Below are 15915 nucleotides of genomic sequence, written 5' to 3' on the forward strand. Positions count from 1 at the left end.
ACTGAACAAACTGATTTGCGATGACGTAATCGTTTGCAGGTTTGCGACACACGAGATGGGTTGTTGCGGATAAAAGTCGCCCCGGCGCAGCGCGGCCGGGGCGGGGGTCAGAGCTTGAACCGGGTGACCAGATCTTGTTGTTGGTGGGCCAGGATATCGAGCTTACTGCTGGTGGTCGACACCTCGGCCATCGCGTCGTAGTTGGCATCGGCAATATGGCTGATCTCTTCCAGGTTGCGGGCAATGGCAGTGGTGGTGGTACGTTGTTCTTCGGCCGCCTGGGCGATCTGGGTGCTCATTTGGCTGATCTCAAGGATCGTGGCTTGAATCTCCTCCATCGCACTGTTGGCGTCGGACGCCTGGCCGATACTGTTCTCCATTTCGCCGACACAACTTTGCATCACGGATACAGCCTGGCCCGAGCGCGATTGCAGGCTCTGGATCATGGTTTCGATCTCGGTGGTCGAGTCGGTGGTGCGCTTGGCCAGGACCCGGACTTCATCGGCAACGACGGCAAAGCCGCGGCCCTGATCGCCGGCGCGGGCGGCTTCAATGGCGGCATTGAGGGCCAGCAGGTTGGTCTGATCGGCAATGTTGCGGATCACATCCAGAATGGAGCCGATATTGCTGCTCATCTCCTGGAGTTTGATGACGGCGGACACCGACTCATCCAGTCGCTCGGCCAGCTGGTGCGCAGTATTGATATTGCTGCTCATCACTTCGCGTCCGGTATTGGCGGCATGCTCGACCTCATGTACCCGCGCCATGGTGCGCTGGGCACTTTGCGAGACATCGGTCACCGAATGTTCCATCTCGGTCATTGCTGTGGAGACGGAAGCGGTTTGCTGGCGTTGCTCATCAAGTCGGTGACGGGCTTCGGTGGTGGTGCCCTGGTTTTGCTCGGCCACCACGGCCAGATCCGAAGAGGCCTGGCTGAGCTTGCCCAGGATTTCCTGCAGGTTGTCGGCCAGGGTATTGATATGGCGGCTCAGCCGGTTGAACTCGACAAACCGGGTGGGGTCGCTGCGCTGAGTCATGTCGCCGTTGGTCAGCGCTTCGAGGGTGCGCAGGGTTGACTCCAGCGGGCGGCGGACACTCTGGGCCAGATACCAGCCGATAAAGAGGGCAAACAGGGTGGCCCCGACGCCGATGCCGATGGCATTGCGCAGCCCCTGAGCAAAGGTTTCATCGGCTTGGGCAATGGCACGGTTCATCTCATTGTTCGCTTCAGTGCGGAAGCTGTCGAGCAGTTGGGTTGCTTGATCAATCTCCGCTGCCAGGGTGGCAATGTTGTCGTACAGGCGGTTGCGCGCATCGATGTAGCGATAGTGGACATCCAGCACGCCGCCCGGTTTGCCGATATCCAGGGTGTATTGGTTGATCGGCTGATCAAATTTGTCTTTCAGCTCCGGCAGCATGGCCGAGAGCGAACGGTACGCGTTGTTGAGGTGGGTGACATAGCGTTTATTGTCTTTCACCGCTTTTTCAATGACCGTGATGTCATCGGTTGCCAGCGCATCGGAGGTGATGGTTTCAGTCTGGCGTAGTTTAATGAAATAGTTCTTGGCGATCATTTTGACTGAAATACTGTTCTGATCGGCGACGAACTCCTTCATTTTACTGCTCAGTTCATCATGGAGCTGTTGAAACCGGCGGGCTGACTGCAGTCGGGCTGCTTCGGCATCGAGCTGGCTGCGATAGTTCGCCATGGCTGTATGGGCCTCGGAGAAATACCGTTCCTCCAGCGCGAGCAGGGCATTGACCTGGCCGCTCAGGGCGGTGTTACCGTGGGCTGCTTCAACCAACTGCGCGAGGGCGGCACTAAAGGCTTGGTGCGCTTGGGTAAAGTTTGCCTCGGTGGTCTGCATCCGTTGCGGGTTTTGGCTGGTGAGAAAATCTTTGAAGATCTTATCTGCGGCCAGCAGGCGGACACTGGTTTGGTTGGCGGTTGAGACCAGCGGTAGGGCTTCGGTGGTTACCGTGGCAAGCTGGTGGTGGATCCGGTTGGTGCCGTCAAGCATCAAAGCAATCGTCGCGGCAAACAGCACGACCATGACTGCAAACCCGGAGTACATACGTCGTATGACAGAGGTTTGATTTCTTGTCTTCATAATATCCCTAACATTGCAAACATGGGCGACAGCAACGCCACATCAAATACAGTAATACGAAGCTGTAATTATGTTATTGACCTTCGTATAAACTGTGATGTCGAAATTTCAACTAGCAAAAAAAGTTCGCTGAATTGGACAAAATCGACCCACAATCACGCAGACATCATGTCTCGGGGAAGCGTGACAGATCCTTGATATTAGTCGAATTGATGGACTACATACTTTGACGGCTGCATCAAAAAATAACCATGTTGCTGCGAGACAGGCTGGAAATCTTGTTTAAAACGGTGTTCAATATTGCTCTCTGGTTTGGAGTCAAGCATACTCCTGTCAACATACTGATATGTAAATGGAGCATGAAATGGCAGAAGAAACCATCTTCAGCAAAATCATTCGTAAGGAAATTCCGGCTGATATTTTATACCAGGATGATATGGTCACCGCGTTTCGCGATATTAACCCCCGCGCGCCGAGCCACATCCTGATTATTCCGAACAAGCTGATCCCGACGGTGAATGATGTTGAAGCCGATGACGAGATGATGCTGGGACGCCTGTTTACGGTTGCCCGCAAACTGGCGGAGCAGGAAGGGGTGTCGGAAGACGGTTATCGCCTGATCATGAACTGTAATCCGCATGGCGGCCAGGAAGTGTACCATATTCATATGCACTTGCTGGGCGGCCGACCACTGGGACCAATGCTGGTCGGCTAACGCTTTCATGATCCTGCCGGGCGCTGCTGGGACATTGATGGCTTGGCAACCGCTCAGCTAATGTGAACAGTCTGGGTCACGGTTGATTCTGACCGGGGAGGAATAACGTCCCGGTGTTGAGCTGCCGGTGACTCAGATTTTTTAGAGCGCTGATGATTAAAAGAACCATACAACGAGCGGCGATTGCGGTGTCGGTCCTGGCCCTGACGGCCTGTGCCAACTTATCGCCTCAGAATTTATTCAGCCACTATAGTGCGGCCAATACCGAGGCCCGGGATGCCTTAGCGCGGGGGCAGTACCAAAGCGCCCTGGAGAGCCTGCCGGATGCCCCGGCCGGTGTACTGCTTGATGGGATGGAGCGGGGCCGGATCGAGTATCTGGCCGGGCAGTACTCGAAAAGCTATGCCGCGCTGAACCGGGCGGATGAAGCGGTAAAGGACCAGCAACGTGCGGCGCGGATCCAGGTCTCTGAGGGGCTGAACCAGGCTGGCTCGCTGCTAACCAATGATAACCTGATTACATATCAGCCGGCAGACTATGAGCTTGGCTTTTTGCATCTGTACCTGGCCCTGAATTATATCCAGCAGCGCGATCTGTCGGGGGCTCTGGTCGAAGTCAGGCGGGCTAATCAGGTTCAGGAGGCGGCGCGTAAGCAACGTGAAGCAAGCCTGAATCAGGCGGCGCAGGAAGTCGATCGCCAGGGGCTCGGTCGTAATCTGGGCGCGGTGCTGGCCCGTTACCCGGGTGCCGGCGATCAGCTGTCTGCCGTGCAGAACGGATATTTATTTTATCTGTCAGGGGTCTTGTATGAAGCGGACGGCGATCTCAACAGTGCCTATATCGATTACAAAAGAGCACTGGCCGTGGCGCCGGGAAATATGTATGTTGCCAACACGGTGCTCCGGTTGGCGACCCGCTTGCAGATGAAGGCTGATTTGGCGCCGCTTAAAGCCAGATACGGTCGCTATACGCCACCGGCACCGGGCACCGGTCGGGTGGTGATTCTCGATGAACAAGGGGTCGTGCAGGCGCGGGAAGGCTGGCACTTGCCCTTGTGGCTGGCTGACCGTCACGGTAACAGCGTGATTTATAACCTGGCGCTGCCGTATTACCCCCAAGCGCCGGGGCCGGCATTGGGGCCCCTGTTGCTCAATCAGCAGCCGGTGATTGGCAGTGAGCTGGCAGATGTCAATGCGATGGCGCACCAGAGCCTGAATGAACATCTGCCGGTGCTGGTGGCCCGCCAGGCGCTGCGGGTAGTGGCCAAAAATGAGTTCAGAAAAGCGGCAGCCAGCAACGGCAATGATGTCGGTAATTTGCTGGCCAATATTTTTAATACCTTGACCGAGCAGCCGGATACCCGGAGCTGGCAGTCGTTGCCTGCGGCAGTGGATTTATATCTCACTGACTTGCCGGCAGGCATGCATCAGTTGAACCGCAACGGCGAGTCGCTCGAGGTGAAGGTCGTTCCCGGCCGAACCACCCTGGTTTGGGTGTCCCGACAGGGGCCGCATACCCGGTGGTGGTCGGTATTGCTTGGAGAGAATTAACCATGAAATATCTGTCTGTGTTGTTGTTCGCCTTGGCGCTGGCCGGCTGCACGTCGGCGACGTCGGGGATCAGTATCGAAAGCAGCAATCAAAATGTGGTGATTGGCAATGTGTCGCTGGCGCGACTGGTCGATATCGAGAAAGCCATGACCGGGGATGCCAACGGGCTGATGAAGGCAGCCGTGCCGATCACCAGTAAGGCCCATTCCGATCTCAAGTTGCAATACCGTTTTTACTGGTACGACGCGCAGGGGCTGGAGGTGAGCGGCAGTGACAGCCCGTGGCGTCAGTTTGTCCTGCACGGCCAGGACACGGTGACTTTGCAGGGGATTGCCCGCAGACCGGAAGCGAAACAGTACCGCATTTATATCCGCGAAGCGGACGATTAATTTCGCCAGGAATGATGTCTGGCATGCATGACAGCATAAAGAAGAAGGTAAACAGAGCATGAAAAAAAGCGTGATTGCATTACTGGGGGTTGCGGCCCTGATGGGCGGCTGTGCGCAGAAAGTCAGTTACGGTGATGCCCAGGAGGCAGAAACCACCACGATCGAATTCGGCTCGACTGATTTGCAGAAAATCGCCGAAGAGATGACCGACAGCATGCTGGGCTCCGGTTCGGTTGCCTACATCACCGGGAACGGCAAGCGGCCAATCATCATGGTCGACAGTATCAAGAACAAGACCAGCGAGCACATTGATACTGAGTCGATCACCGATTCGGTCAGCACCCGCCTGCTGAACTCCGGCAAGTTCCGCTTTGTCGATATGGCGCGGGTCGAGGATGTTCGCAAACAGCTGAACTTCCAGAACAACGATGAGCTGGTTAACCAGAGCACGGCGATCCAGTTTGGCAAGATGGTCGGTGCCGAGTACATGCTGTATGGCAACCTGGCCAGTATTATGAAACAGGCCGGCAGCGATAAAGACGTCTATTACAAAATGACTATGCGCCTGATGGACTTGGAAACCGGCCTGATCGAGTGGGCGGATGAAACCGAAATTCGCAAACAGGAAGCCAAGCGTCTGCTGGGCTGGTAATGCCTGCTCGGGACTCAATGGCAGTGGGCACTGAGGATAAGATGAGCTTTGACCCTGAAGTGCTGGGCGCTGCACTGCCGGATTATACATTGTTGTCAGCCCGGCCGCTGAGCGGCGGGCTGAGTAACCGTTGCTGGCAGCTGACGATGCGCCATCGCTGCACCGGGATGTCAATTGAAGCCGTCTGGCGGCCGGAGAGTGCTGCGAGCCGGGCTTTCGGTTTATCCCGCGAGCATGAGCACCGTATTTTATCGCAGCTGGCGCCGAGCGGTTTGGCCCCGGCTAGCTTAAGGTGCTTCTCGCCAGCTTCGGCGCAACAAGCTCCGGAGAGGAAAGCGTTCCAGCAATCATTACGTCAAAATGCGCCGCTATCTGGTTTGCTGGTGGCCTGGGTACCCGGACGGGAGGCAGATGCTACATTCTCCGATACGGCCCTGATGCAACTCCTGGCCCGTATTCACCACCAGCCTGCGCCGCAATGGCGGTTGGATGTTCGGGCCAAAGCCGAGCATTACTGGCAGTATATCCACCCGCAGGATAAATCCCCGGCGCTGCAACAACTGTATCACCGGTTTCAGGCGACGGCTCCACAGGCCTGGTTTTCCGACACCTGTTGCCATCATGATTTAGGGCGTTACAACATTATACTCCGGCCTGATGGCGGCGAAACCGTGATCGACTGGGAGTACGCCAGTGCCGGGGATCCGTCGCTGGATCTGGCCCTGACCCTCAACGCCAATGGTATCGATGATACGCGGCAGCGTGCCGGGGCGATCCGTGGCTACTGTCGTGCCCGAGGAGAGCAAAATGTCGCGCGCTGGCAGCAGGCTGTTTCCGCCTGGCAGCCCTGGTGTGACTACCTGGCAATGCTGTGGTTTTACGTCGGTGCCAATCTGTGGCAAACCCCATCGTACCGTACGACTGCAGAGCCGTTGCTGGCGAAGCTGAGCACGAAAAAACAGCCAGATCCCCAAAACTGATTGAACGAAGCACTCCATTAAGTCGTATAGTGTTTATGGCAGTCTCTGACGATGGAGGATCAATGTCCAGACACCTGGCTCGTTACGGCGTGGTTGTGATCGCGCTGGTTGTGCTGTGTAGCTGCGCGGTCCGCCTTGGCTACAACACCCTGAATTTCTGGATCCCTTATTACCTGTCCGATTATGTCACCTTGACCAGCAGCCAGAAGCAGGTGTTCGGCACGGCGCTTGATCAGGCCCTGGCGAATCACCGTCGCCAGGAGCTGCCGAAGATCCACCGCCAGCTCATGGCCTTGCAAACCTCCCTGATAGAGCCGTTGAGCTATGGTGGGGTGCGTTACTACCATGATGTCTTTACCAGATTGGGGCAGGATTCAGCAGCGATGCTGGCCGGGCCGCTGGCTGCGGTGGTGAAAACTTTCTCATCGCAGCAAGCCGGGGAAATGAGCCGTAAGTTTGAAGCCCGGCTGAATGAAATCCTGACCGAGCGCGATCCCCTGAGTGCGGCAGAAAAACAGCGAAAACGGGCTGCACGGCTGGCGGATCGCGCTGAAGACTGGATCGGTCGGTTGTCACCGGAACAACGTAAGTTGTTGGAGGAGCTGGCTGGTTATCAGGTAGAAATGGAGCCGGTGTTTGTCAGTGTCTGGCAGGACTTCCTCCGCAACTGGTCACAACTGCTGGCGACACGCGCGCAGCCGAACTTGGAAGGCAGGATGCGAGCGTTGCTGCAAGATCTGGTCGCCTTTCGTTATCCGGCAAAACAGGCCGAGCTGGATTTCTACCTCAACCGCCGTTTCGAGCTGCTCAGTCGCTTACACCACACGATGACCGAGCGACAACAGCGGCACCTGGATGAAAAGTTAACTAGTCTTCGCAAGGATGTGGCGGTTTTGATCAATGAATCATAAAAACTGACCGTTATTGTTAACAATTCCCACGTTTTCCCCCCACAAAACATGCTAGATTGATGTGCGTGTAGAGAAGAGGGAATACAAGCGAGGGTGGTATGATTATTTATTTGCACGGCTTTGATGCAAGCAGCCCGGGCAATCACGAGAAGGTTTTGCAGCTGCAGTTTATTGATCCGGATGTTCGCTTTGTCAATTACAGCACGCTGCATCCAAAACATGATATGCAGCATTTGCTGCGTGAAGTTCACAAGTTGAAAGAGGAGTCCAGCGACCCTGAACCGCTGATCTGCGGGGTGGGGTTGGGTGGCTATTGGTCAGAGCGGATTGGTTTCCTGTGCGGGGTGAAGCAGGTGATTTTTAACCCGAACCTGAACCCGGCACAGACCATGGAGGGAAAAATTGACCGACCCGAAGAATATGCCGACATTGCGACAAAATGTGTTACAGATTTTCGGAAAAAAAATGCCGGGAACTGCCTCTGTATCCTTTCAACCAATGATGAAGTATTAGATAATCACGCAACAGAACAGCTGCTGGGCGCATATTACGATATCATTTGGGACGAAACGCAATCCCATAAATTTAAAAAGATTTCCCAGCATTTACAAACAATAAAAACGTTTAAGTCAGCACCACAATAACGAAGAAGAAGGTGACCTCCTACCCCAGGGCCTGTTGATGTTTCCTCCATGTAATGTCTTTTCGAAACATCAACACGGCTAACAGACGGTGTCAGCCTGTCTGCACCAATACCAAATTGAACAGTGAACTTTGATGGGCCCGATAATCAGAGCACTGCTCAGTTTGGTATTTCACTATCAGCCAGCGCGCGCTCAGCGCAGGCGGTTGAATGGGTGAGTAAAATTCATACAAAATAAGAGGAAGTTATTGTGACTCGAATTATCGTCGTCGGTGGCGGTGCGGGTGGCCTTGAGCTGGCCACTAAGCTTGGCCGAACCTTGGGACGCAAGCGCCGCGCACAGATCACCCTGGTCGATCGAAAAGCCAGCCATCTATGGAAACCCCTGTTACACGAAGTGGCGACCGGCTCAATGGATGCCGGGGTCGATGCATTGAGCTACCGCGCCCATGCTAAGAATCATTCATTCGACTTCCAGATGGGTGCCCTGCAGTCAATCGACCGGGAGCGCAAGGCCATTCAACTGGCCGCGCTCTATGATGAGCATAACGAGTTATTGTTGCCGGAACGTGAATTGGAATACGATGTGCTGGTGCTGGCAATTGGCTCGACGTCGAATGATTTCCGTACCCCGGGGGTGCGCGAGCATTGCATTTTCCTCGACAGTCCGGAGCAGGCACACCGCTTCCGTACTGAGATGAATAACCAGTTCCTCAAGCTGCACGCCAACAAAGAGCAGAAGAGCGTTGATATTGCGATTGTCGGTGCCGGGGCGACCGGGGTTGAGCTGTCGGCCGAGCTGCACAATGCGGTGAAAGAGCTGCGTAACTACGGTTTTGGTGATCTCGACAGTTCGCGACTGAACGTGAATCTGGTGGAAGCCGGTGAACGTATTCTGCCGGCGCTGCCGCCGCGGATTTCCTCCGCCGCACATAGTGAATTGACCAAGCTGGGAGTGAATGTTCGCACCGCGACCATGGTGACTAAAGCCGATGAAAGCGGCCTGACCACCAAAGATGGTGAGCATATCCCTGCCCAGATCATGGTTTGGGCTGCCGGGATCAAGGCGCCGGACTTTATGAAGGACATCGCAGGTCTGGAAACGAACCGCATCAACCAGCTGATGGTGAAGCCGACACTGCAAACCACCCGCGATGACGATATTTATGTCATTGGTGATCTGGCCTGTTGTACCCAGGAAGACGGCAGCATCGTTCCGCCGCGTGCGCAGGCCGCGCACCAGATGGCCAGCCGTTGTTTCTCAAATATTGTTGCCAAGCTGACCGATCGCCAGCAAAAACCGTTCGTCTATAGCGATCATGGCTCCCTGGTGTCGCTGAGCCGTTTCTCGACGGTGGGTAGCCTGATGGGTAACCTGACCAAAGGCTCGATGATGGTGGAAGGTCGGATTGCTCGGGTGGTGTATATTTCCCTCTACCGGATGCACCAGATTGCGCTGCATGGCTTGGTCAAAACCGGCCTGATGATGCTGGTCGGCCGGATCAATCGGGTGCTGCGTCCGAACCTGAAGCTGCACTAAGTTCAGCCTGTGGTGACTGTCCCTGAGTGGATTCAGGTCTCCTCAAACCACTGAACAGAAAAACAACAGCGCCGCTTTGATAAGAAGCGGCGTTGTTGGTTGAGCCGTCGGCATGGTACCGGAAAAATGGTGCGCTTGCGGTTTTAGTTGATCTTGATCAGCTCAACATCAAAGATCAGCACCGAGCCTGGCGGGATTTTTCCGACGCCGCGGTTGCCGTAGGCCAGCTCAGCCGGAATAAAGAAGCGGGTCTTTTCGCCTTCCACCATCAGCTGCAATCCTTCCGTCCAGCCTTTGATCACTTGCCCTAAGCCAAATTGAATGGTTTTGCCGCGCTCGACCGAGCTGTCAAAGACGGTGCCGTCAATCAGCGTACCGTGATAGTGAACGGTCACTTTATCCGAAGCTTTGGGGTGAACGGTGCCGGTTCCTGCTTGCAACACTAAATACTGTAGTCCGGACGCAGTGGTTTTCACACCGTCTTGTTGCTGGTTTTCGGCCAGGAATGTTTTGCTCGCTTCAATCTGCTCTGCAGCAGCCTGTTTATTGCTGTTTGAGCGCTGAATAAAGAAAATGACGAGTGCGACGATGGCAATGGTGATCAGAATTTTTAGCACGAATAATACCTGTTCGTTGACTGGATAGGGGTCATAGTACCCCAGGCCCGGAGCGCATTCCAATGGCTAAGCGTTTGAAATTGTTTCTGGAGCGATCACGATCGCTTAAGGTGAATATCGTCGGGGATGAGGGAAAATACGATGCCGTCGCAGGGCGTGCCGCTATCATAAATCCGGTTTCTGGCGGTGCATTCAAATCGGGCTTTGCAGGCCAGCGCGGTATGCTGGCTGGCAAGGTTATCGGTATGGGTGACGATTTCCAGCCGGGTCAGGCCCAGAGTATTAAATGCAAAGCGGGTGATGGCCTGGCAGGCTTCGGTCGCGTAACCCTGCTGCTGGGCTGAGGTACGGATCCAGTAGCCCAGCTCGGCTGCATTGAGCACCGGTGAAAGGTGATTGAGCGAAACACTGCCGACGAGTTGGTTGTCCCGACGTTCAAACAGCGCCAGCTCGTAACAAATGTCGTTCTGCCAGTTTTGCCGGCTGGCGTTAATCCAGGCACTGGCGTCGTGCTGATCGTAGGTTTCGTGACACCAGCCGACCCAGGGACTGAGCGCTGCCACTGAGCTTTGGACTGCATCGACCAGGGCAAAGAGATCGACGGATTTATAAGGGCGGCAGCATAAGCGGGCCGTGGAGAGTTCGAAGTCCAGTTTCATTGAGCAGGTATCGGGTCCGGGCGGCGGTATGGAATTTCAAGCATAGGCAGAAATTGCTGTGACAGCAATGTGATAGGCAGTTAGGGGAGCAAGAGAATGCCGCCCAAAGAAAAGGCTGCCGGGTGGCAGCCTTCAAATTGCTCGGTGCGGTGGGGTTATTCGACCCGGCGGATCTGAACCACCATGCCCATCAGCGGGTGATCAAAGTAGTGGGTTTCACCACTACGCATTTTGCGCTGCTGTTCAAAGCGGTAGCTTTTCAGGAACTCTTCGACTTCTACTTTTTTCTCGACCTTTTGTAAATGGCCGACCTGGACATTGCTCTCTTCATTGAGCAATTCGTTTTCCAAATCCAGCGGCTCGGTACCGACAATGATCTCGCGGCGGCTCGGCTCACGCAGATCAAGGTTGGCTTCGGTAAACAGGTAATGTTGCACATAGACCCGGATTTGACCTTCCAGCTCATAGAGCGGCGCTGCCGGCTCTGCTGCAAATGGGGTTTCCGTCGCGCTACTTGCCTGCTCCGCGGTGGCCGGGATACCGGATACCGGCTTGTTAGTCACCGGCGCTTGGGCATCGGTAGCCTGACGGTTTGCGAGCGCGGCTTTAGAGCTGCCATCCGGCAGGTACTGATCGGAGAAATCGCGACCGGCCGTCAGATAGAATTTTGGCGCAGCGGCTTTGCTCAGATCCCCCTGGCGCCAGCCGAAGTGGGCCAGTGGACTAAACCCTGCATGGCTCTTCAGCTTATTGTATTGCGCAGTCAGTTGATACTGGCCGGCAGGCATCACGCTGATCTCCCTGGCTGCCAGTCGCTCGCTGTCATCAAAGGAAATGGTGCCTTTGAGGTTCAGCGGCGGCGGCTGATCCGGCCAGGCTTCACCGGCCTGGGCCGGTTCAATATTGCGCTTGAACAGAATCACTTCAATGTCAAATTGTCGTGCTGCCAGGCTGGGCCAACTGACCGCGAGCAGCAGCAAATAAATCAGATTTTTCAAGATTATACCCCGTACAATAGTGCTTCTATTATAGCGTGTTCTCAGCCAGCTTTGTTAAAAGGCCGTCAACATATTGGATGCGTTTGTCGTTGCCGCTCATCGGCGCCATCATCTTCAGCTTGGTTGGACCTTCCATCCGGTAATGCTGCGGTTGCGATTGTAGCAGACCGACCAGGAAACCCGGATCAATCGATGCATTTTGGGCAAACTCGATATAGCCGCCTTTGTCGCCGGCTTCAATCCGGCGTACCCCGATGTCCGCCGCTTTGAGTTTAAGCTTGTTGAGAGTGAGCAGGTTGCTGGCCGCATCCGGCAACAGGCCGAAGCGGTCGATCAGCTCAACTTTCAACTCGCCTAGCGCGGTATCATTGTCGGCGCTGGCAATCCGCTTGTAGAGCGACAGTCGGGTGTTGATGTCTGGAATGTAATCATCCGGCAGCAGCGCCGGCAAACGCAGCTCCACTTCGGTTTGCTCACGCAGCAGATCATCGAGCGATGGCTCTTTGCCGGCTTTGAGGGCATCGACCGCCTGCTCCAGCATTTCCATGAACAGGGTAAAGCCGACCGACTGGATCTGGCCGCTCTGCTCATCGCCCAACAATTCACCGGCACCGCGAATTTCCAGATCATGGGTCGCCAGGGTAAAGCCGGCCCCAAGATCCTCGAGCGAAGCGATGGCTTCCAGACGCTTGACGGCATCTTTGGTCATCCGCTTCGGATGCGGCGTCAGCATATAGGCGTAAGCCTGGTGGTGCGACCGGCCGACCCGGCCACGTAACTGGTGTAGCTGGGCCAGGCCGAGGTGATCGGCCCGGTTGATGATGATGGTATTGGCCGTCGGCACATCAATCCCGGTTTCAATAATGGTGGTGCAGACCAGCAGGTTGAAGCGCTGATGGTAGAAGTCACTCATGATCTTCTCCAGTTCGCGCTCGCGCATCTGGCCGTGGGCAAAGGTGATCCGCGCTTCGGGGATCAGCTTGGCCAAGTCCTCGGCTGTTTTCTCAATTGAGTCGACGTCATTATGGAGGAAGTAGACCTGGCCGCCGCGCATAATTTCCCGCAGGGCCGCTTCGCGCACCAGCATGTCTTCGTGCTCGCGGACAAAGGTCTTGATTGCCAGGCGGCGCGACGGTGGCGTCGCGATAATCGACAGATCCCGCATCCCGCTCATGGCCATATTCAGGGTCCGCGGGATCGGTGTCGCGGTGAGGGTCAGGATATCGACATCCGCCCGCAGCGATTTTATCTTCTCTTTCTGGCGTACCCCGAAGCGGTGCTCTTCGTCGACAATCAGCAGACCGAGATCCTGGTATTTTACCGAGGCGTTCAGCAGCTTGTGGGTGCCGATCAGAATGTCGATCTTGCCTTCGGCGACATCGGCCAGAATCTGCTTCTGCTCCTTGGCGGTTTTAAAGCGCGACAGCACCTCGACCCGTACCGGGGTGTTGGCAAAACGGTCGCGGAAGTTCTCGAAATGTTGCTGGGCCAGCAGGGTGGTCGGCACCAGCACGGTGACCTGCTTATTGTTGTCGACCGCGACAAATGCCGCCCGCATCGCCACTTCGGTTTTGCCGAAGCCGACATCGCCACACACCAGGCGGTCCATGGCTTTGGCCTGGCACATGTCCGACAGCACAGCGTTGATCGCCAGCGCCTGATCATGGGTTTCTTCGAACGGGAAGCCGGTGCAGAAGTCGGCGTAAGCTTCGCGATCCAGGCTGAACTTAAAGCCCGGTTTCATTTCGCGCTTGGCATAGACGTCGAGCAGTTCTGCCGCAACGTCGCGCACTTTTTCCGCGGCTCTCTTGCGTGCTTTGGCCCAGGTTTCGCCGCCCAGTTTGTGGATCGGCGCCGTCTCTTCAGCACCACCGGAATAGCGGCTGATCAGATGAAGCGAAGCCACAGGAACATACAGTTTGGCGCCTCCCTGGTATTCCAAGGTCACGTATTCTGTTTTCAGGCCGCCGGCTTCCAGGGTTTGCAGGCCCTGGTAGCGGCCGATACCGTGATCCAGGTGAACGACCGGCTGGCCGATTTGCAGCTCGGCAAGGTTGCGGATAATGGTATCGGTATTGACGCTCTTTTTATCTTCCTGACGGCGGCGCTGGACCACACGCTCACCCAGCAGATCGCTTTCACAGATCAGCACCATGGTTGGCTCTTCAAGCATGAAGCCTTGCTCGGCGGCGCCGATCACCAGCGTGAACTTGTCCGGTGCTGCCATGGCGTCATACAGCGAGCGGCATACCAGCGGCCGCAGCTTGATCCGAGCCAGCAAATCGAGCAGGGCTTCACGACGGCCTTCGGAGGCGACCGAGAACACAATTTTGCCGCTGAACTGCTCGGCAAAGCGGCGGAGTTCTGCCAGCGGCTCTTTCAGCTGGTGGTTGATGGTCAGTGCAGGCACCGGCGCGATGGCCGGATTACAGCGCCCGGCTTTCTCCGGCTCCGGCTCACGACGCAGCCGCACTTGCGGCAGTTGCTTGAAGCCGGCGAACATCTCTTCTTTGCTCAGCCATAGCTCGGCGGGGCTGAGCAGCGGGCGCAGTGGGTCGACCCGGCGCTGATCATAACGGTACGCCGCATCGCCGAGGAACTGGTCGATGGCCGGTTCCAGCTCGCCAACCGTCAGCAGCAGGCTGGTACCGGGCAGGTAGTCAAACAGGGTTTCGGTCCGCTCGAAAAACAGTGGCTGCCAGTACTCAATCCCGGCCGGCCAGGTCCGCTTACTAACCTGCTGGTAAATGGATTCCGGCTCGCGGCGGGCTTCGAAGCGCTCACGCCAGCGCATGCGGAAGTTCTCCACCGCCATTTCGTCGGTCGGGAACTCGTGGGCCGGCAGCAGGTGGATCTGCTCGATCTCACCGGTTGAGCGCTGGGTTTCCGGCTCAAACTGGCGAATGGAGTCAACTTCATCATCAAAAAAATCGATCCGGTACGGCTGGTTGCTGCCCATCGGGAACAGATCCAGCAGCGAGCCCCGGCTGGCATACTCGCCGTGTTCCATCACCTGGTCAACATGGCGATAGCCGGCGGCTTCGAGTTGCATCCGCAGTTTTTCCAGCGACAGGCGATCGCCGTTGCTGACCATCAGGGCATGCTGGTGAATGAACTCACGCGGCGTCAGGCGCTGGAGCAGGGTGCTGATCGGGACCAGGATAATCCCGTCGGCTTGCGTCGGCAGCCGGTACAATCGGGCCAGGCGATCAGAAATAATGTCCTGGTGCGGCGAGAAGTTGTCGTAGGGCAGGGTTTCCCAGTCCGGAAAAACGCTGACTTCCTGCGTGGTAAACTGGCTGACTTCCGGCTGAAGGCGCAAGGCGGTTTGGGTATCCGGGACAACGGTCAGCACCGGGCCTGAATGGGCCTCGGCCAGTTCGGCTATCGACAAGGCCAGCGCGGCACCGGAAACATTGCCGACGAATCGGTTATCCCCCGGCTTGCCGGGCAGAGGGAGCGAAAGGAGTAAATCTGGTTTCATGAGCTTATTGATTATCGGTTCGCTGTTGCGCCCGCTGGCGCAGGATTTTTTGCTGAACATACAGGGCTGCGCGGATCAGCAGGTCCTGATCGTCTTCTTGCAAACGAATATATTTCAGGGTGATTTCAAACACATTGTCTTTTTCCCGGCTATCCATCACCTCGGCGTAGCAGTAGACGGCCGCCGACGGCTTGTCTAAAAATAGCCTGACCCGGGCATAGTTGCCGACCGTGAACGGCTGGGTTGCGTCAAAAGTGAGCCGGCTGGCGCCGAATGTTGTGGTGGTATAACGAAAGGCCGGATCGTCCTGCTGTGACAGGATGTAGGAGAGCAACAGGTTGATTTTGCTGTTCTGGGCCTGAAGGTAGTCCAGCAGCAGTTTGTTATCGCTCTGGGCCAGTTTGCCCATTGAGTGCTCAATGCCTTCTTCGAGCCCGGAGCACTCGCTGGCGACACGAAACAGGGGCGGAATTTCCTGGAGGAATGCTGACGCGTCGGGCAGGTGCTCGCCATCGGCAAGCGGCTCGACATTGATGGTCAGCCCGGCATGGACTGAAAAATACTCGTCCTGGTTCATGTCATACTCACGTCATAATCTGGATTGTTCGATTATCACTTACCCACCGTCATCGAGCAAGCGCAGGGCGGTACAGTGCTTATTTTAGC

General features: G+C 56.1%; 14 protein-coding genes. 8 read left to right on the plus strand and 6 right to left on the minus strand.

Going from position 1 to position 15915, the window contains the following annotated elements:
* Positions 1–107: 107 nt before the first annotated feature.
* Positions 108–2111: a methyl-accepting chemotaxis protein gene (locus tag NNL38_RS05565; protein ID WP_255390032.1), complete on the minus strand. Its 2004-nt coding sequence runs from the start codon at positions 2109–2111 to the stop codon at positions 108–110.
* A gap of 364 nt (positions 2112–2475) precedes the next feature.
* On the opposite strand from NNL38_RS05565, the gene hinT reads away from it, so the two are divergent.
* From hinT to NNL38_RS05605, 8 genes are all read left to right on the plus strand, one after another.
* The gene (gene hinT, locus NNL38_RS05570) at positions 2476–2826 is read left to right on the plus strand and encodes a purine nucleoside phosphoramidase (protein ID WP_255390033.1); all 351 of its coding nucleotides are present in this window, start codon (positions 2476–2478) and stop codon (positions 2824–2826) included.
* 152 nt (positions 2827–2978) lie between these two features.
* Positions 2979–4376 (plus strand): COG3014 family protein, encoded by a 1398-nt coding sequence (locus tag NNL38_RS05575; RefSeq protein WP_255390034.1) that lies wholly within the window; start codon positions 2979–2981, stop codon positions 4374–4376.
* A gap of 2 nt (positions 4377–4378) precedes the next feature.
* Entirely contained in the window at positions 4379–4765 is a 387-nt protein-coding gene (locus tag NNL38_RS05580; protein ID WP_255390035.1) for a YcfL family putative periplasmic lipoprotein, read from the plus strand.
* A gap of 58 nt (positions 4766–4823) precedes the next feature.
* Positions 4824–5417 carry a penicillin-binding protein activator LpoB gene (gene lpoB / locus NNL38_RS05585; protein ID WP_255390036.1) on the plus strand — a complete coding sequence of 198 codons (594 nt, stop codon included), beginning with the start codon at positions 4824–4826 and terminating at the stop codon, positions 5415–5417.
* Positions 5418–5458: 41 nt separating this feature from the next.
* Positions 5459–6397, plus strand: a complete 939-nt coding sequence (locus NNL38_RS05590) for a phosphotransferase (RefSeq protein ID WP_255390037.1) — start codon at positions 5459–5461, stop codon at positions 6395–6397.
* Between the two features lie 62 nt (positions 6398–6459).
* Positions 6460–7308: a DUF6279 family lipoprotein gene (locus tag NNL38_RS05595; RefSeq protein WP_255390038.1), complete on the plus strand. Its 849-nt coding sequence runs from the start codon at positions 6460–6462 to the stop codon at positions 7306–7308.
* Between the two features lie 98 nt (positions 7309–7406).
* A complete protein-coding gene (gene ycfP, locus NNL38_RS05600) occupies positions 7407–7952 on the plus strand; it encodes an alpha/beta hydrolase YcfP (protein ID WP_255390039.1) in 546 nt (181 codons plus the stop codon).
* A 249-nt stretch (positions 7953–8201) separates the two neighbouring features.
* Positions 8202–9491, plus strand: coding sequence for an NAD(P)/FAD-dependent oxidoreductase (locus NNL38_RS05605; RefSeq protein WP_255390040.1), 1290 nt, complete (start codon positions 8202–8204; stop codon positions 9489–9491).
* 143 nt (positions 9492–9634) lie between these two features.
* Here the strand turns inward: NNL38_RS05605 and bamJ are convergent, their stop codons facing one another.
* The 5 genes from bamJ to NNL38_RS05630 all read right to left on the minus strand — a co-directional run bounded on the left by bamJ (position 9635) and on the right by NNL38_RS05630 (position 15826).
* A complete protein-coding gene (gene bamJ / locus NNL38_RS05610) occupies positions 9635–10108 on the minus strand; it encodes a BamJ family beta-barrel-assembly machinery protein (RefSeq protein WP_255390041.1) in 474 nt (157 codons plus the stop codon).
* Positions 10109–10203: 95 nt separating this feature from the next.
* The gene (locus NNL38_RS05615) at positions 10204–10767 is read right to left on the minus strand and encodes a GNAT family N-acetyltransferase (protein WP_255390042.1); all 564 of its coding nucleotides are present in this window, start codon (positions 10765–10767) and stop codon (positions 10204–10206) included.
* A 155-nt stretch (positions 10768–10922) separates the two neighbouring features.
* Positions 10923–11765, minus strand: coding sequence for a peptidoglycan binding protein CsiV (locus NNL38_RS05620; protein ID WP_255390043.1), 843 nt, complete (start codon positions 11763–11765; stop codon positions 10923–10925).
* Positions 11766–11793: 28 nt separating this feature from the next.
* A complete protein-coding gene (gene mfd / locus NNL38_RS05625; protein WP_255390044.1) occupies positions 11794–15249 on the minus strand; it encodes a transcription-repair coupling factor in 3456 nt (1151 codons plus the stop codon).
* A gap of 4 nt (positions 15250–15253) precedes the next feature.
* Positions 15254–15826: a PilZ domain-containing protein gene (locus NNL38_RS05630; RefSeq protein WP_255390045.1), complete on the minus strand. Its 573-nt coding sequence runs from the start codon at positions 15824–15826 to the stop codon at positions 15254–15256.
* Positions 15827–15915 lie beyond the last annotated feature (89 nt).

The organism is Photobacterium atrarenae (assembly GCF_024380015.1).
GTDB classification, from domain to species: Bacteria; Pseudomonadota; Gammaproteobacteria; order Enterobacterales; family Vibrionaceae; genus Photobacterium; species Photobacterium atrarenae.